The following is a 16,027-nucleotide window of genomic DNA, read 5'->3' as shown; positions in this document are numbered from 1 at the left end:
GAAGGCCGGCCGCCGGGATCGCCGCCGGGATCGCCGTCAGGAGGGAAGCGGCGGCGCCGACGGCCCCCGCAGGTCGGCCAGGACCCCGGCGTGATCGGACGGCCAGACGCCGCCGACGGGGTGATCGCCGATGCGCCGGACCGCGCCGACCGAGCCGAGTCCGCCGGGGCCCGGCGGGCCCACGTGGATGTAGTCGACGCGGACGCTCGGCTCGCCGCGCGCCGCGACGTGCGGGTTGGCCGCGTTCCAGGTGGCCGACGGCCGGTCCGGGTCCGCGTACTCCCAGGCGTCGAGGAAGACCTGGCCGGGGACGGCCGGGGCCGTCTTGTAGCCGCCGAACCTGCGGACCTCGTCGGAGTCGGGCCAGGCGTTGAAGTCGCCGGTGATCACCGGCGGGAAGTCGGTCCCGCCGCGGTGGGCGGCGACGAAGGCGGCGAGCGCCTCGACCTGCCTGCAGCGGACCGCGGAGGCGTCGAGCGCCGAGGTCAGGTGGGTGGTGAAGAACGGCACCCGGTGCCCGGGGGCGTCGATGCGGGCGTAGAGGGCCGGGCGGCCGTCGTCGTCGCCGGGGCGGGGCGGCAGCTCCACCGTGGCGTGCTCCACGAGGGGCCAGCGGCTCAGGACGGCGTTGCCGATGTCGACCGCCGGGTCCCCGATCCGCCGCTGCCACCGCTGCGGGGCGCGGAACGGCGCCCAGGTCCAGTGCATGCCCAGGCGGTCGGCGAGCCGTCCCGCGAGGTTCTCCCCGCCGCGGGCCCACACCTCCTGAAGGCCGACGACATCGGGCCGGAGCGCGTCCAGCACCGCGAGGACGGCCTCCTGCCGCCGCTCCCAGGGGCCGAAGCGCCACCACAGGTTCCATGTCAGCACGCGCATGACCGCCACCCTTCCCCTCCGGCCGGGATCGCGCCATGGCGCCACCCGCGCCGTCCCCGCTGACCTCGGACGGCGCGGGCGGATGGCCGATACCGCCGCCCGCCCCGCCCGCATGCCGAAATGACGAATTGCGAAAATAAGCAATTCCTTACATGCTGTCTCCCGTCGTGCCCGTAGGTAGCCGCGGGCACGGCGCCCAACGAGTGCCCCGTCCCGCGCGGGGCGGAGCGATCGAGGGTGGCTGTGCTGGTCCCGCTGTATCAGGCCAAGGCCGAGTTCTTCCGGATGCTGGGACATCCGGTACGGATCCGGGTGCTGGAATTGCTGCAGGGCGGGCCGATGCCGGTCCGGGAGCTGCTCGCGGAGATCGAGGTCGAGCCGGCGGCGCTCTCCCAGCAGCTGGCGGTGTTGCGCCGCTCGGGCATCGTCACCTCGCACCGCACCGGATCCCAGGTCGTCTACGAGCTGGCCGGCGGGGACGTCGCGGAGCTGATGCGGGCGGCGCGGCGGATCCTCACCGAGCTGCTGGCCGGGAAGAACGAGCTGCTGGCCGAGTTGCGGGAAGCGGAGGTCGGCGCACCGTGAGCGCGTCACCGCCCACCCGGGCGTGGGGCCGGGTCCGTGCCCTGCTGCCCGCCCGCGCCGATCTCGCGGCGATGGGCCGCGACCCGCGCCGGGACCTGCTGGCCGGTCTGACCGTCGCCATCGTCGCCCTCCCGCTCGCGCTGGGCTTCGGCGTCTCGTCGGGCCTGGGCGCCGAGGCCGGCCTCGCGACCGCGGTGGTCGCGGGCGCCCTCGCGGCGGTCTTCGGCGGCTCCGAGCTCCAGGTGTCCGGGCCGACCGGCGCCATGACCGTCGTCCTCGTCCCGATCGTGGCGCGGTACGGACCCGGCGGCGTGCTCACCGTCGGACTGCTCGCCGGGGTGCTGCTGATCGCGCTCGCCGCGGCGCGCGCCGGACGCTACATGCGGTACGTGCCCGCGCCCGTGGTGGAGGGCTTCACCCTCGGCATCGCCTGTGTGATCGGCCTCCAGCAGGTGCCGAACGCGCTGGGCGTGGCCAAGCCGGAGGGCGACAAGGTCCTGGTCGTGACGTGGCGGGCGGTCGAGGAGTTCGTCCGGCAGCCGAACTGGACGGCCGTCGGCCTCGCGCTCGCCGTCGCCGTCCTCATGCTGGCCGGGGCCCGTAAGTGGCCCGGCATCCCCTTCTCGATCGTCGCCGTGGTCGCCGCGACCGTCGCCGCACAGGCCTTCCACCTGGACGCCGCCGAGCCGATCGGTGACCTGCCCGCCGGCCTGCCCGTCCCCTCCCTCGCCTTCCTCGACCCGGCCGCGCTCGGCTCGCTGCTCGCCCCCGCGGTCGCGGTCGCCGCCCTCGCCGCGCTGGAGTCGCTGCTGTCGGCGTCCGTCGCCGACGGGATGACGGTCGGTCAGCGGCACGACCCGGACCGGGAGCTGTTCGGGCAGGGGCTGGCGAACCTCGCGGCGCCGCTGTTCGGCGGCGTCCCGGCGACCGGCGCCATCGCCCGTACCGCCGTCAACGTCCGCACCGGCGCCGGCTCCCGCCTCGCCGCCCTCACCCACGCCGCGGTCCTCGCGGTGATCGTCTTCGCCGCCGCGCCGCTGGTCTCCCGGATCCCGCTGGCCGCGCTGGCGGGCGTGCTGCTGGCGACCGCGGTCCGGATGGTCGAGGTCGGCTCGCTGCGGGCGATGGCGCGCGCGACCCGTTCCGACGCCGTCGTCCTGGTGCTGACCGCGGTCGCCACGCTCGCCCTGGACCTGGTGTACGCGGTCATCATCGGCCTGGCGGTGGCGGGCGCGCTGGCGCTGCGCGCGGTGGCCCGCCAGACCCGGATGGAACAGGTCTCCTTCGCCGCCCACCTGCCGGGCGAGGACCGCGCGGAGGAGCACGCGCTGCTCGCGGAGCACATCGTCGCGTACCGGATAGACGGCCCGCTGTTCTTCGCCGGGGCGCACCGCTTCCTGCTGGAGCTGTCCGAGGTCGCCGACGTCCGGGTGATGATCCTGCGGATGTCGCGGGTGATGACCATCGACGCCACCGGCGCACTGGTCCTCAAGGACGCGGTGGAGAAGCTGAACCGGCGCGGCATCGTCGTCCTCACCTCGGGCTTGCGCCCCGGCCAGCGCCGCGTGCTCGACTCCGTGGGCGCCCTGGAACTGCTGCGGCGGGAGGGGCGCGAGTACGCCACCACCCCCGAAGCCATCGCCGGCGCCCGCGCCCATCTGCAGCGCACCGGCGTCCTCCCGGTGCCCGTCCCCGCGGACGCGTCCGCCACCGCGACCACCGAGGAGTCCGCCCGATGATCACCCCGCCCACCGCCGACCGCCGGATGCTCGACATCTCCGGCGAGGAGGCCGTCCACCTGCTGCAAGGCGCCACGCAAGGACGGCTGATGTACGAGCAGCGGGACGAGATCGCCGTCCGCGTCGCCTCGCACGTCCAGGAGTACGGGCGCCTCATCGTCCGCGCACCGGTCCCGGCCGCCGCCCTCGCCGGGCGCACCACCGTCACGTACCACGTCGACCAGCTGAACCCGCGCACCGGCACCGGGTGGGCGGTGACCGCCTCCGGTGTCGCCGAGGCCGTCCGCGACAGCGATGAGGCCGCCCACTACCGGCGCACCCTGCCGGGCTGGTCCCACGGCCCGCACGACACCCTCCTGCGCATCCACCCGCAGCACGTGAGCGGCTACCGCCTCGCCCACGCCGCCGGACCCGCCGAGGACGCGCCTCGCACGCGGCGGCCCGCGGCCCGGTGACCAACGGGCGGCGGGGCGGCCCGAGTCGGGCGCCCAAGGGCCGCCACCGCATGGCTCGGGCCGCCGTTCCGACGGGGTATATTCATCCACTATGACTGAGAATCTTCCCCCTTGCCCCAAGTGTTCCTGTGAGTACACCTACGAGATGAACGCCCTTGTGGTGTGCCCGGAGTGCGGCCACGAATGGGTCCCCGCCGACGGCGGTACGGAGGGCGGGGAAGGCGCCGGCGAGTGGGTCGTCAAGGACTCCGTCGGCAATGTGCTGCAGGACGGCGACTCCGTGGTCGTCGTCAAGGCGCTGAAGGTCAAGGGCAGCCCGTCGGGGATCAAGGCCGGCACCAAGGTGCGCAACATCCGGCTGGTCGACGGGGTCGCCGGCCATGACATCGACTGCAAGATCGACGGCTTCGGCGCCATGCAGCTGAAGTCCGGCGTGGTGAAGAAGGCCTGACCCGCCGTCTGTTCGCCGTACACCACCAGGCCCTGCCGTCACCTCCCGTCCGCCGCACGGCACCCGGCGGACGGGAGCGAGGGCGGCAGGGCCTTGCGCCGCCGGGCCCCGCGCGCGGCGCTCCCGAGCAGCACCGCGCACGCCCCCGCCGTCAGCAGCCCGCCGACGAGGAAGGCGCCGCGCACCCCGGCCGACGGCAGGACCAGCCCGCCGAGCGCGGCGCCCCCGGCGATACCGGCGTTGTACGCACCGGAGTTGGCCGCGAAGGCGATCTCGGTACGCCCCGGCGCGCAGCGCAGCACGGCGTTCTGGGCAGCCATGAACACCGGCCCGAGCGCACCGCCCATCAGCACCAGGAACCCCACCGCCGCCACCGGACGGGCCCCGGCCGCGTACAGGCCGAGCATGCCCACCGCCTGCACCGCCACCGCGGCGGCCAACGCGGCCTGCGGAAAACGGTCCAGCAGCGCCCCGGTGACGCCCACCCCGGCCAGGCATGCCACGCCGAACGCCGAAAGCAGGGCGCCGACCGCGTCCGGGGAGAAGCCGCTCACCTCGCCCAGGAACGTCACGAGGTAGGTGAATCCCGTGAACGCGCCGGTGGCGGAGAGGGCCCCGGCCGCCAGCACGGCCCCGAACCGGCGGGCGTCGGGGTGGCTCCCGTAGGCGGCGTGCGACTCCTGTGGACGCGAGGTCGGCAGCAGCACGGCGATCGTCACCAGGGAGACGAGCCCGGGAACCGCCAGCAGGGCGACGGGGGCCTGCCAGCCGCTCCGCCGCCCCAGCCAGGTCCCGGCGGGCACGCCGAGCACGAGGGCGAGCGAACCGGCGACGGACAGCGCACCGACCACCCGCCCCCGGACCGCGGGCGCGAACAGCCCCACCGCGACCGGCCCCATCACCGCCCAGAACAACGCCTGGGCCAGCGCCGTCAGCAGCCGCGCCACGAGGAGCGGACCGTAGGACGCGGCCGCCGCCGCCATCAGGCTGGACACCACCAGCACGGCCAACAGGCCCGCGAGCACCTGACGCCGGGGCACCGCCCGCACGGCATGGGCGAGCGGCAGCGACGCCAGGGCCACCGTCACGCCGTACCCGGTCACCAGCAGACCGGCCGCGGACAGGGACACCCGCAGGTCCCCGGAGACCATCCCCAGCAGGCCGATCGGCAGATTCTCCGCCGTGTTGAAGGTGAAGGCGGCCAGCATCAGCGCCCCGAGCACCGCCGCCCTGCGCCACCGGGCCGGCCGCGGTGCGCCGCCGCCGGCCCGTCGTGGCCTCATCCGTCGCGTCCGCCCGATGACACCGTCCATGGCGGTAGCCCAGCGGGCCGGCGCACCCGGCCGCAACCGGAATTCCCCGGCCGGCGGCACGTCCTCCGTCAGTGGCCTTCGAGCCGGCGCTCGACGCTCGCCACCTTGCTCTCCAGTCCGCCGCCGGGCTGAAGGTCCGCCTTGAGGACGAGCAACGACCGAGGCGCCCGCGCGGTCACTGCCTCCACCGCCTGTTTGATCACCGGCATCACCTCGTCCCACTCGCCCTCGACGGAGGTGAACAGCGCGTCCGTACGGTTCGGCAGACCGGAGGCGCGCACCACGCGTACGGCGTCGGAGACGAGGTCGGAGAGGTGCTCGCCGACCCCGAGCGGGGTGACGGAGAAGGCGACGATCATGGCCCGAGCCTGACACGCCGCGGTGCGCCGCCGCGGGTGACCCGCCGCCGTCCCCGGGGCGCCCGGGACGACCACTCCGATGCCGCCGGCCGCCCGCCTCACCGAGATCGTCCGCGCCCGGGCACACCGCACCCGCCCCGGCGGCCGGCGGAGGCGCCCGGCCCCACATGGCCGGGCCGTCGTCGGGGGAACCATGAGGCATGCGCCCCGACGGATGGCACCTCACCCACGACGTTGACGCACACCTCGCCCGCGCCGGGGACTTCCTGCGCTCCCGCCCCGCCCTGCACACCATGGCGCTGACGGTGACCGAGCGGCTGCGGACGCACGGGCCGGACGCGTACGGCGCCGGAGCCGCCGTGTTCGGGCGGCTGGAGCGGGCGGGCGAGGTCCGCGCCGCCTTCCACCGGCTCCCGTCCCGCGGGCTGAGCCCCACCGCCCTCACCCCTCAGGAGGCCGACGCCCTCGCCGACTGCCTCGCCGGTCCCGGGCACCGCCTCCCGTACGTCAGCGCGGACCACCGCACCGCCACCGCGTTCGCCGGTGCCTGGCAGCGGCGCACGGGCGCGCTGCCGGTGCTCCGCCAACGGCTCCACCTCTACCGGCTCGGCACGCTCACCCCGCCGGAGCCCCGCCCCGAGGGCCGGGGCCGCCGCCTGGGGCCGTCGGACCATGACGCGCTGCTCCGCTGGTGCGACGGGTTCGTCACCGCCGTCGGCGAGACCCCGGCCATCGACGCCGGCTCCTGGGCCACCTCGCGCTTCGCGGACAAGCGCTTCACGTTCTGGGAGACGCCGGGCGGCACCCCGGTCTCGCTGGCGGGCGCGACGGCGATGATCGGCGGGATGGTCCGGGTGGACCCCGTCCACACCCCCGCCCACCTGCGGGGCCGCGGCTACGCGGGCGCCGTGACGGCCGAGGTGAGCCGTGCCGCACGGGCCGCGGGCGCCACGGATGTCGTCCTCTTCACGGACCCGGCCAACGCCACCAGCAACGCCCTCTACCGGCGCCTCGGATACGTCCGGATCACCGACTTCGCCGTGTACGACTTCACATAGGCACTGCGGGTGCGTCCCCTTTCCCGCGTTTCCCGCATCCGAAGGCACTCTCTGTCACCGCCGCTCGCTAAACTGTTACTCGAACGAACGTGCGAACATTGAGTTAGAGTGTTTCCACGGGTCCGGATGCCGTGGATGCCGCAGATGACGCAAAGGGGGGTTATGGGAGCCAGGAGGTGTGTATGTCGTTCACGCATCTCCGTACGGCGAGCGGCTATTCGCTGCGCTACGGGGCCAGCCATCCGCACGTCCTGGCCGAGCGGGCCGCCGAGCGGGGGCTCGACGCCCTGGCGCTGACCGACCGGGATTCGCTCGCGGGCGCGGTGCGCTTCGCCAAGGCATGCGCGCGGTCCGGCGTCCGGCCGCTGTTCGGCGTCGATCTCGCGGTGCCCGGCGTCCCGGCGCCCGGAGACGGCCCGGCCGGCCGGCGGCGGACCCCCGCCAAGGGCGGCGCGTTCGTGACGGAGGCCCCCTCGCGCGCGGTCTTCCTCGCCCGGAGCGCACGCGGCTGGTCCGAGCTGTGCCGTCTGGTGTCGGCGTCGGCGGCGTCGGACACCGGGCTCACCTGGGCGGATCTGGACTGCCCCGACGACGAGGTGTTCGTCCTCCTCGGGGCCGACTCCGAGGTCGGGCAGGCGCTGGCCTCCGGGCGCCCCGACCGGGCCGTCGCGCTGCTCGCCCCGTGGCGCGAGCGGTTCGGCGGCGCGCTGCGGCTTGAGGTGTCGTGGCACGGCCGGACCGGCACCGGGCCCGGATCGCTGCGCCTGGCCGCACGCCTTGCGGGCTTCGCCGCCGAGCAGCGGGTGACGGCTGTGCTGAGCAACGCCGTGCGCTACGCCGACCCCGGGCAGGGCGAGGTCGCCGACATCCTGGACTCCGCCCGGCTGCTGGTGCCGGTCGACACCCGGGACGCCTCCCGGCTGGACGGCGGGCAGCGGTGGCTGAAGGACGCCGGGGAGATGGAGCGGATCGCCGCCCGGATCGCCGAGGCGGCGGGCGGCCGGGGCGCGGACGTGCAGCGGCTGCTGGCGGCGACCGAGGAGACCGCGGCCGCCTGCGCGGTCGACCCGGGCGAGGCGTTCGGCCTGGGACGGCTCAACCTCCCCGAGCCCGAACTGGTCGGCGCCTCCCGCGAGCAGGCCGATCGCACCCTCGCGGACCGGTGCGCGGCGGGCATGCTGAGCCGCGGCTACCACCGGGAGGTACGGCGCTGGGACCGGCTGGAGGAGGAGCTGCGGATCATCGCGGGCCACGGTTTCGCCGGGTACTTCCTGACCGTCGCCGAGGTGGCGGCGCAGGCCCGGCGCCTGGGTATCCGGGTCGCGGCCCGCGGCTCGGGCGTGGGCTCGCTCGTCACGCACCTGCTGGGCATCAGCCCCATCGACCCGGTGGCGCACGGCCTGCTGATGGAGCGCTTCCTGTCCGCCCGGCGCTCCGCGCTGCCCGACATCGACCTGGACGTCGAGTCGGCGCGCCGCCTGGAGGTCTACCAGGCGGTCCGCGAGCGGTTCGGCGCCGACCGGGTGGCGACGCTCGCGGTCTACAAGACGTACCGGGCGCGCGGCGCGATCGAGGACGTGGCGCGGGCCCGGGGCATGGCCCCCGACGAGGCGGCCCGCCTGGCCAAGGCGTTCCCGCACATCCGGGCGAAGGACGTACGGGCCGCGCTCGCCGAGCTGCCGGAGCTGCGTGAGGTCGCCGCCGAGGACCACGGCCGGCTGTGGGAGCTGGTGGAGGCGCTGGACGGATTGCCGCACGAGGCGGCCATGCATCCCTGCGGGCTCCTCGTCTCCAACGCCGGGTTGCTGCGGCGCACCCCGGTGGCGCCGACCACCGTCGGGAACATCGCCATGTCCCAGTTCGACAAGGAGGACATCGAGGACACCGGGCACCCGAAGATCGACGTCATCGGCGTACGGATGCAGTCGGCGCTCGCGCACGCGGTGGCCGAGATCGAACGGGTCACCGGCGAACGGTTCGACCTGGACGATCCCGCACAGGTGCCGCCGGACGACCCGGCCACGTACGACCTGATCACCTCCGGGGACACGCTGGGCACCTTCCAGCTGGAGAGCCCCGGGCAGCGCGAACTCGTCCGGAACCTCCGGCCGCGTTCGTTCGGCGATCTGGCCCTGGACATCAGCCTGTTCCGGCCGGGGCCGGTGGCCGCCGACATGGTGGCTCCGCTGATCGAGGCCCGCGACCGCCGCAGGCCGATCCGCTACCCGCACCCGGACCTGAAGCCGATCCTTGAGGAGACCGAGGGGCAGGTCGTCTTCCACGAGCAGGTCATCGCGATCATGGCGACGATGACCGGCTGCGACCGGGGCATGGCGGACGAGGCGCGCCGCGCCCTGTCCGTCCCCGAGCGGCAGGGCCGGGTCCGCGCCTGGTTCGCCGACCGGGCGCGCGGACGCGGCTATCCGGTCCGGGCGGTGCGGGACGTGTGGGACGTCCTGGCGGGCTTCGGCAGCTTCGGCTTCGCCAAGGCGCACGCCGCGGCCTTCGCGCACCCCGCCTACCAGTCGAGCTGGCTCAAGGCCCACCGGATGGCGGCGCTGCTGGCCGGGCTGCTCACCCACGATCCGGGGATGTACCACAAGCGCGTCCTCGCGGCCGACGCCCGCCGGCACGGGGTGCCGCTGCTGCTGCCCGACGTCAACGCGTCCCGGGCCGCACACACGATCGAACTGGTGTCCGGTAAATGGGGGGTGCGGATCGGGCTGTCGCAGGTCCGCGGCATCACCGAGGCGGAGAGCGACCGCATCACCTCCGGGCAGCCCTACACCTCCCTGGAGGACTTCTGGCAGCGCGCCCGCCCCAGCCGCCCGCTGGCCGAACGCCTGGCACAGGTCGGGGCGATGGATGCCTTCGGCCCGCGCCGCGAACTCCTGCTGAAGATCGCCGAGTTGCACCGCTCCGCCCGCGGCCACGGCTCCGCCGCGGGCCAGCTCCCCCTGGCGGACGGCGAGGCCGGCCCCGGACCGGACGGCGCCGCGGGCCCCGCCACCGGCCTGCCGTCCATGGGCGGCTCCGAGCAGCTCGCCGCGGAGCTGGACGTGCTCGGCATGGACGTCTCCCGCCATGTGCTGGCCGAACACCGGTCCCTGCTGGCCGACATCGGGGCGACCCCCGCCGCGGACCTGCCGCGGCTGCGGCACGGCGCCACCGTGCTGGTCGCCGGCGTGAAGGTCGCCACCCAGACCCCGCCGATCCGCTCCGGCAAACGCGTCGTCTTCGTCACCCTCGACGACCCCACCGGCCTGTCCGACCTGGCGTTCTTCGAGGACAGTCATGCGCGCTGCGCCCATACGGTCTTCCACAGCGGCCTGCTGCTGGTGCGCGGCACGCTGACCCGCCGGCCTCCGCGCGCGCTCAGCATCACCGGCACGGCCGCCTGGGATCTGGCCGAACTGATCGACCTGCACCACAGCGGCGGACCGGCCGCCGTCGCGGACCGGCTCGCCGGGCCCGCGCCCGCCACCCGCAGGTCCGGTCCGCGCCGCACCCTCGCCCAGCCGACCGGCGCCGCCCTCCACCCCTGGGCCGACCTGCGGCCCGCGGGCACCGCCCGCACCCCGCTCACGGCCCTCGACGGAAGGACCTTCCACCATGCGAGTCCCGGCAGCGCGGGGTGACCGGCGATGATCCTCTACCTGCACTTCGGAAACCTGCCCCCCGCCGGCGCCCCGGCCGAGGCCGCGTACCGGCAGCTCATCGACCTGCTCGGCGAGTTCACCCCCGTGGTCCAGGCGCTGCCGCCCGACGCGGCGCTCGCCGATGTGTCCGGGAGCGTGCGGTACTTCGACCGCGACGCCGCCGGGCTCGCGGCGCTGATCCGTATGCGCGCCGCCGCCGTCCTCGACGTCGACACCACGATCGGCATCGGCCCCAGCCCGCTCCTCGCCCAACTGGTCGCCCACCGCGGGGCCCCCGGCGCGATCCGCGCCCTCCCCGACGACCCCCGGGCCGTCACCGCGTTCCTCACCGGACTGCCCGCCGCCGCACTGCCGGGGGTCGGCCCGGCGACGGCGCGCACCCTCGCCTCCTACGGCCTCACCACCGCCGACCGGATCGCCGCCACCCCGCTGCTCACCCTCCAGCGCATCCTGGGCACGACCGCCGGCCGGCAGCTCCACCGGCGCGCACACGGCGTCGACCCCACCCGCGTCCTGCCCGGCACCCCACCGCCCGCCTTCGGCGCCGAGCACCGTTTCCCGTACGACGAACTCGACCCCGACCGGCAGCGCGGCGCCCTGACCCACCTCGCCGAACGCCTCGGCGCCCGGCTCCGCGCCGAGCACCGGGCCTGCCGGGCGCTGACCTTGACCGTCGGGTACGCCGACCGCTCCACCACCACCCGCGGCCGCACCCTGCCCGAACCCACCTCCCACAGCCCCCAACTGCGCGCCGCGGCCCATGCGGTGCACCTGGGGCTGGGGCTCCAGCGCGCCCGGGTCCGCCGCCTCGCCCTGCGGGCCGAGGAGCTGTGCGACGCGGGGACGGTCTCCCGGCAGCTGACCTTCGGCCCCGACGACGACCGGGCCCGCCGCATCGAGGCCGCCGCCGACCGGGCCCGGGCCCGCTTCGGGACGGGCGCGGTGCGCCCCGCCAGCACGGCCGGGCTGCCCTGAGCGCCCGGCCCCGGGCACCGGTCAACCCCTCCCGTGTGACACCTCGGTCACAGGAAAAGCCCTTTTCGTCCCAGGACGACCACGGTGCCGGGAGAGGCCGTTGACGCGCCCCGGGCCCCTCGTGACGCTGGACGGGCGTCCCGTTGCCGGTGCCGGTCAACCCGAGGTACACCCGGACGGACGCGACGTCAGGGACCCCTTCCGCAGCCTCCCGATCGCCACGCCCTGACCCGGCGTCACCCGTCCACCGGCGTCCGCGCCGGCCGGGCGACGCCGCAGCGGAGGCCTACCAGGAAAGAGCCCATGAAACTCTTCCGCAGCTCCGCCGGCCTCGGCGCCATGGCGCTGGCCGGCGCCCTCGCCCTCTCGCTGTCCCTCTCCTCTCCCGAGGCCGCCCGCGGCGCGCCGTCCGCGCAGGAGAGGACGCGAGCGGAAACGGCGGCGACGGTACGGACGACCACGGCACAGGACCCGGCCACCCGGGGCCGGACGACCTTACGGGGCGCGGATCCCAGCGTGCTGAGGGTCGGCGGCACCTATATCGCCGTCAAGGCGGCGGCCGGCGGCATCGTCGTACGCCAGGCCTCGTCCCCGGACGGCCTCGCCGCGGCGCCCGCCAAGAAGATCTGGTCGAACCCGAACGGCCTGCAGGACGTCTGGGCCCCCGAGATCGTGCGGGACAACGGCCGCTACTACGTCTACTTCACCGGCGGCCGCAGCTCCGCCCACCGGATGTACGTCATCAGCTCCGCCACCCCGGACGGCGGATACGGCGCCGAGAAGAAACTGGCCCTGCCGGACGACCGATGGGCCATCGACGGCACGCTGTTCACCTTCGGGGGGAAGCGCTGGTTCGTCTGGTCGGGCTGGTCCGGCGGCAGCGCCAACGAACAGAACCTCTACCTCGCCCGCATGAGCGACCCGGTCACCCCGACCGGCAAGCGCTACCTCATCTCGCAGCCCCGCGAGGCATGGGAGCGCAAGAGGGGCAATCCCTACATCAACGAGGCGCCGGAGGCCATCAAGGACCCGAACGGGCAGCTGCACCTCGTCTACTCCGCCAACGGCAGCTGGACCGATTACTACTGCCTGGGCGACCTGCGGCTGAAGAAGGGCGGTGACCCGACGAAGATCTGGGACTGGTACAAGTCCAACGGCTGCCTGTTCGGCTCGCACCGCGAGACGATGATGCCCGGCTGGGACCCGACGCTGCACGTCGACGGCCCCGGGCACCACAGCTTCGTCCTGCTCAACGGCGACATCGGCACCAGCCCGCCGGCGGGCAAGAAGTTCCCCCTGATGTTCCACGCGGTCGCCAAGGGAACGCCGTACAAGTGGGAGAACCGCTACTGGTACACCGGGTCGTTCGTCTGGTGGGGAAACACCACCTACAAGCGCGCCCATGTCCCCGGCCCGAACAGCGACAAGGGATTCAGCATCAAGTTCTTCGAGTGAGGGTTCCCCGGCGGGGATGAATCACCTTCCGCCCGCCGCCCCGGTCACTTCCGGCGCGGCGGGCGGCCCGTTCCGAGGCGGTCAGCCGTGAGCCGTGGACGCCGCCGAGTACGCCTGGTTCTGGGCGCCGATGACCGCGTCGAAGGAGTCCTCGGCCTGCGTGGCGCCGTACAGGGCGAAATACCCCAGGGACTTGCCCTCCTGCAGCACGGCGTCGCGGTTGGCGGCGGCCTCGTAGGTGAGGGAGTGCGGGCCGTCGCGCATGATGACGGCGGCGAAGTGGTTCTGCCAGCCGTCCGGCGCCGCGCCGCTCAGGTCGATGTAGTGGTTCTCGCCCACCTCCGGCCGCTCGCGGCGGTGGCCGAGGCCGTTCTCGGGGCGGCCGATGAGCCGCTGGGCCGCGGCCTGGCAGTCGTTCGGCAGCGTGATCAGCAGTTCGTCGACTTGCGCCTCCTGCCCCGCCCCGACGGCGATCTGCTCGGCGTACGCGAGGGCCAGCTTCGGCAGGAAGTCCCGCATGTCCTTCAGCCCGTCGCGCCCGAACTGCTCCGGGTAGGGGAAGTGCGCGCTCAGCCAGCCGCCGCCCATCGTCTTCAGCGTCAGCGTCATGGCTTCCTCGCGGACGCCGTCGACGGACCGGCCGGCCGGCTCCTTCGCGCTGCCGAGCAGTTTGCTGACGCGCAGCGCGAGGGCGTTGAGCTGCTCGAACTCCGGGGGCCGCGCCAGGGACCGCTGGTAGGCGGCGCGTTTGCCGGCGCGCCGGGCGTCGTCGTCCCCGTGCACCGGCTCGTGCTCCGCCGATCCGGAGGCCTTCGCCCGTTCCGCGCTCTTGTACACGGGCAGCACCCGGAAGAGCCGCTCCGCGCCGACCCGCACGGGCTCCCCGCGCCGCAGCGTGATCGCCACCCGGTCCAGAGCCGCCAGCCGGGCGTTGGCCTGGGCGAACATCGTCTCCGACGCGTACGCCTCCTGGCGGCCGCGGAGCGCGAGGTGCCCGCCCGCGGAGACCTTCTCGAACCCCTGGGCGCCGCCGTCCGCCGCCCCGGTGGCCCGCTGCACCGCCGTCCCGAGCAGCCGCGCCACCGCGGCGTTCCCCGCCGTCCGCTGCAGAAAGGCCACGTCCGGCGCCCCGCCGCCGGCGGGTTGCCGGACGTGCTGCCGGGCGGGGGCCTGCGCCCGTGCGGCGGCGGGCCGATGCTGTTCCCAGGCGTGCACGAAAACTCCGTTCCGGTGGTGCGGCACAAGGCGGAACCGGACGCTACGGGACCGGGGCGCCCGGGAACAGGTACGGACGGGTGGCGCCGGGGGCAGCGGTGACGCCCGGCCCGATGCCCTTCGGGTATGCCGTACGGGGACGAACGGGCAGCTCGCCCCGGCTCACAGCTCCTCGGTCGACGGATCGTCCACCGGCGTGCTGGAGTCGTCCGGCAGCGGCGGGAGCTGGGACTCGTCGGGGGAGTCGGAGGGGGAGCCGGGTTCGTCGGAGGGGGAGCCCGGCGCGTCGGAGGGCGGCCCTTCGGGCTCCTCGGTGTGCATCTCCAGGCGGTCCTTGCGGCAGCTGCTGACCCAGGTGCCGGTCGGGCCGCCCTCGTAGCGGCAGAGCCAGCCGCGGACGGAGAGGGAGCCGGCGGTGTCACCGCCGTCCTGCGGCGCCCGGCGGAAGAAATCGGCCATCACGTCGTGGGCCTCACCGCAGCCCACCGTGCCGTCGGCGCCCGGGTCCGCGAAGAGGGCCACGTCGTGCGCGGTGCCGAGCGCATCGCGGATCGTGCCGCACCCGACCGGCTGTCCCGGCACGGTCGGCGCGCTGCCGGTCGGCGTCGGCGCCTGGCCGGGCGCACGGGTGCGGGAGGAGGCCGCGGTGTCCGCGGCCCGCTCGCCGCCGGAGCACGCGGCGGCGGCGAGGGCGAGCAGCACGGTCGGCACGGCGAGCAGTCGGCGCATGGTCGGACCCCCTGGTGTCGGTGGCGTACTGCATCTTCGGACGGTAGGAGCCCGGGAGCGGTACGGCGATCCGGGGCGGCCGACCGGGTGAGCGCCACCGGGGACGGCCGGCGCGGCGCGCACCCCGGCGGCTCGTGACGGTGGCGCCGCGCGCTCCGCCGCCCGACCGAGCGCCGCGTGCCGGGCCGGATCCGGCCGGTGGCTCCTGGGGCGGCGCGAACCCTACGGGGCCCGTGGGCCCGGCCCGTAGGGTGCCGTCATGACCATGATGGGAACACCCGGACAGGTATCCCTCGACCTCGGCGGCCGGACGGCGCTGGTCACCGGCGCCGCCGGCGGCATCGGACGCGCCTGCGCGCTGCGGCTCGCCGCCGCCGGTGCGACCGTGCGCGCCGTCGACCGCGACGAGGACGGCCTGACCCGCCTCCTCGACGCGCTCCCCGGCGGCCTGCCCGGCGCCGTCGAACCCCGCACCCTCGATCTGACCGACCTCGACGCGGCCGAGCGGGCCGCCGCCGGCTGCGACGTCCTCGTCAACAACGCGGGCATCCAACTCGTCCGCCCCATCGAGGAGTTCCCGCCCGAGGCGTTCCACGACGTGCTGACGATCATGCTGGAGGCCCCCTTCCGGCTGCTGCGCGGCGCGCTGCCGCACATGTACGGGGCCGGCTGGGGCCGCATCGTCAACATCTCCTCCGTCCACGGGCTGCGCGCCTCGCCGTACAAGTCCGCGTACGTCGCGGCCAAGCACGGGCTGGAGGGACTGTCGAAGACCGCGGCGCTGGAGGGCGCCCCGCACGGCGTCACCTCCAACTGCGTCAACCCCGGCTATGTCCGCACCCCGCTCGTCGAGAGGCAGATCGCCGATCAGGCCGAGGCGCACGGCATCCCCGAGGAGCGGGTGCTGGAGGAAGTGCTGCTGGTGCGGTCCGCGATGAAGCGGCTGGTGGAGCCGGCGGAGGTCGCCGAGACGGTGGCCTACCTCTGCTCGCCGGGGGCGGCGTTCGTCACCGGTGCGTCGCTGTCGCTGGACGGGGGCTGGACGGCGCACTGAGCGCGGCGCGGCGGGCCGTCGCCGCACCGGGGCCGTCCGCGCCGCCGGGGCCCGGTGCGGTCGCCCGGTCGGGCCCGCCCGTGCCCCGCCCCCGTCGCCGGAGG

The 16,027-nt window shown here is 75.1% G+C and carries 14 protein-coding genes; 9 read left to right on the top strand and 5 right to left on the bottom strand.

What is annotated here, in order from left to right:
- Positions 1-36: 36 nt before the first annotated feature.
- Positions 37-876 (bottom strand): endonuclease/exonuclease/phosphatase family protein, encoded by an 840-nt coding sequence (locus ABT345_RS23510; protein WP_345091119.1) that lies wholly within the window; start codon positions 874-876, stop codon positions 37-39.
- Between the two features lie 243 nt (positions 877-1,119).
- Here ABT345_RS23510 and ABT345_RS23505 point away from each other — a divergent pair, with 243 nt between their 5' ends.
- From ABT345_RS23505 to ABT345_RS23490, 4 genes are all read left to right on the top strand, one after another.
- A complete protein-coding gene (locus ABT345_RS23505) occupies positions 1,120-1,461 on the top strand; it encodes an ArsR/SmtB family transcription factor (RefSeq protein ID WP_345092180.1) in 342 nt (113 codons plus the stop codon).
- A 71-nt stretch (positions 1,462-1,532) separates the two neighbouring features.
- Complete coding sequence (locus tag ABT345_RS23500) at positions 1,533-3,200, top strand: SulP family inorganic anion transporter (RefSeq protein ID WP_345092177.1); 1,668 nt, start codon at positions 1,533-1,535, stop codon at positions 3,198-3,200.
- Positions 3,197-3,655 (top strand): pyridoxamine 5'-phosphate oxidase family protein, encoded by a 459-nt coding sequence (locus ABT345_RS23495; RefSeq protein ID WP_345091115.1) that lies wholly within the window; start codon positions 3,197-3,199, stop codon positions 3,653-3,655. Before ABT345_RS23500 ends, ABT345_RS23495 begins: the two co-directional genes overlap by 4 nt.
- Before the next feature lie 91 nt (positions 3,656-3,746).
- Complete coding sequence (locus tag ABT345_RS23490) at positions 3,747-4,106, top strand: zinc ribbon domain-containing protein YjdM (RefSeq protein WP_345091112.1); 360 nt, start codon at positions 3,747-3,749, stop codon at positions 4,104-4,106.
- Positions 4,107-4,144: 38 nt separating this feature from the next.
- Here the strand turns inward: ABT345_RS23490 and ABT345_RS23485 are convergent, their stop codons facing one another.
- Together ABT345_RS23485 and ABT345_RS23480 are read right to left on the bottom strand one after the other, a co-directional pair.
- Positions 4,145-5,314, bottom strand: coding sequence for an MFS transporter (locus ABT345_RS23485; protein WP_345092175.1), 1,170 nt, complete (start codon positions 5,312-5,314; stop codon positions 4,145-4,147).
- Between the two features lie 173 nt (positions 5,315-5,487).
- On the bottom strand, positions 5,488-5,778 hold the full coding sequence (locus ABT345_RS23480) for a thiamine-binding protein (protein WP_345091109.1): 291 nt from the start codon (positions 5,776-5,778) through the stop codon (positions 5,488-5,490).
- A gap of 200 nt (positions 5,779-5,978) precedes the next feature.
- Between ABT345_RS23480 and ABT345_RS23475 the strand changes: the two genes are divergently transcribed.
- The 4 genes from ABT345_RS23475 to ABT345_RS23460 all read left to right on the top strand — a co-directional run bounded on the left by ABT345_RS23475 (position 5,979) and on the right by ABT345_RS23460 (position 12,925).
- On the top strand, positions 5,979-6,836 hold the full coding sequence (locus ABT345_RS23475) for a GNAT family N-acetyltransferase (RefSeq protein ID WP_345091106.1): 858 nt from the start codon (positions 5,979-5,981) through the stop codon (positions 6,834-6,836).
- Between the two features lie 182 nt (positions 6,837-7,018).
- Entirely contained in the window at positions 7,019-10,474 is a 3,456-nt protein-coding gene (locus tag ABT345_RS23470; protein ID WP_345091102.1) for a DNA polymerase III subunit alpha, read from the top strand.
- A gap of 6 nt (positions 10,475-10,480) precedes the next feature.
- Positions 10,481-11,470 carry a DNA polymerase Y family protein gene (locus ABT345_RS23465; RefSeq protein ID WP_345091099.1) on the top strand — a complete coding sequence of 330 codons (990 nt, stop codon included), beginning with the start codon at positions 10,481-10,483 and terminating at the stop codon, positions 11,468-11,470.
- 303 nt (positions 11,471-11,773) lie between these two features.
- Entirely contained in the window at positions 11,774-12,925 is a 1,152-nt protein-coding gene (locus ABT345_RS23460) for a glycoside hydrolase family 43 protein (RefSeq protein WP_345091097.1), read from the top strand.
- Between the two features lie 81 nt (positions 12,926-13,006).
- On the opposite strand, the gene ABT345_RS23455 is transcribed toward ABT345_RS23460, so the two are convergent.
- Entirely contained in the window at positions 13,007-14,140 is a 1,134-nt protein-coding gene (locus ABT345_RS23455; RefSeq protein ID WP_345091094.1) for a hypothetical protein, read from the bottom strand.
- 162 nt (positions 14,141-14,302) lie between these two features.
- Entirely contained in the window at positions 14,303-14,869 is a 567-nt protein-coding gene (locus ABT345_RS23450) for a hypothetical protein (protein WP_345091092.1), read from the bottom strand.
- A gap of 259 nt (positions 14,870-15,128) precedes the next feature.
- Here ABT345_RS23450 and ABT345_RS23445 point away from each other — a divergent pair, with 259 nt between their 5' ends.
- Positions 15,129-15,923, top strand: coding sequence for a 3-hydroxybutyrate dehydrogenase (locus ABT345_RS23445; RefSeq protein ID WP_345091089.1), 795 nt, complete (start codon positions 15,129-15,131; stop codon positions 15,921-15,923).
- Positions 15,924-16,027: the final 104 nt, after the last annotated feature.

This window comes from Streptomyces sp. NPDC000404, assembly GCF_040300365.1.
Classification (GTDB): domain Bacteria; phylum Actinomycetota; class Actinomycetes; order Streptomycetales; family Streptomycetaceae; genus Streptomyces; species Streptomyces ramulosus.
The sequence above is the reverse complement of the archived record's forward strand: the minus strand, read 5'-3'. Positions and strand labels throughout refer to the sequence as shown.

Coding starts and splice junctions, on each gene's coding strand:
- ABT345_RS23510 (WP_345091119.1), bottom strand. CDS start 876: ATGCGCGTGCTGACATGGAACCTGTGGTGGCGCTTCGGCCCCTGGGAG.
- ABT345_RS23500 (WP_345092177.1), top strand. CDS start 1,533: ATGGGCCGCGACCCGCGCCGGGACCTGCTGGCCGGTCTGACCGTCGCC.
- ABT345_RS23495 (WP_345091115.1), top strand. CDS start 3,197: ATGATCACCCCGCCCACCGCCGACCGCCGGATGCTCGACATCTCCGGC.
- ABT345_RS23490 (WP_345091112.1), top strand. CDS start 3,747: ATGACTGAGAATCTTCCCCCTTGCCCCAAGTGTTCCTGTGAGTACACC.
- ABT345_RS23485 (WP_345092175.1), bottom strand. CDS start 5,314: ATGCTGGCCGCCTTCACCTTCAACACGGCGGAGAATCTGCCGATCGGC.
- ABT345_RS23480 (WP_345091109.1), bottom strand. CDS start 5,778: ATGATCGTCGCCTTCTCCGTCACCCCGCTCGGGGTCGGCGAGCACCTC.
- ABT345_RS23475 (WP_345091106.1), top strand. CDS start 5,979: ATGCGCCCCGACGGATGGCACCTCACCCACGACGTTGACGCACACCTC.
- ABT345_RS23470 (WP_345091102.1), top strand. CDS start 7,019: ATGTCGTTCACGCATCTCCGTACGGCGAGCGGCTATTCGCTGCGCTAC.
- ABT345_RS23465 (WP_345091099.1), top strand. CDS start 10,481: ATGATCCTCTACCTGCACTTCGGAAACCTGCCCCCCGCCGGCGCCCCG.
- ABT345_RS23460 (WP_345091097.1), top strand. CDS start 11,774: ATGAAACTCTTCCGCAGCTCCGCCGGCCTCGGCGCCATGGCGCTGGCC.
- ABT345_RS23450 (WP_345091092.1), bottom strand. CDS start 14,869: ATGCGCCGACTGCTCGCCGTGCCGACCGTGCTGCTCGCCCTCGCCGCC.
- ABT345_RS23445 (WP_345091089.1), top strand. CDS start 15,129: ATGACCATGATGGGAACACCCGGACAGGTATCCCTCGACCTCGGCGGC.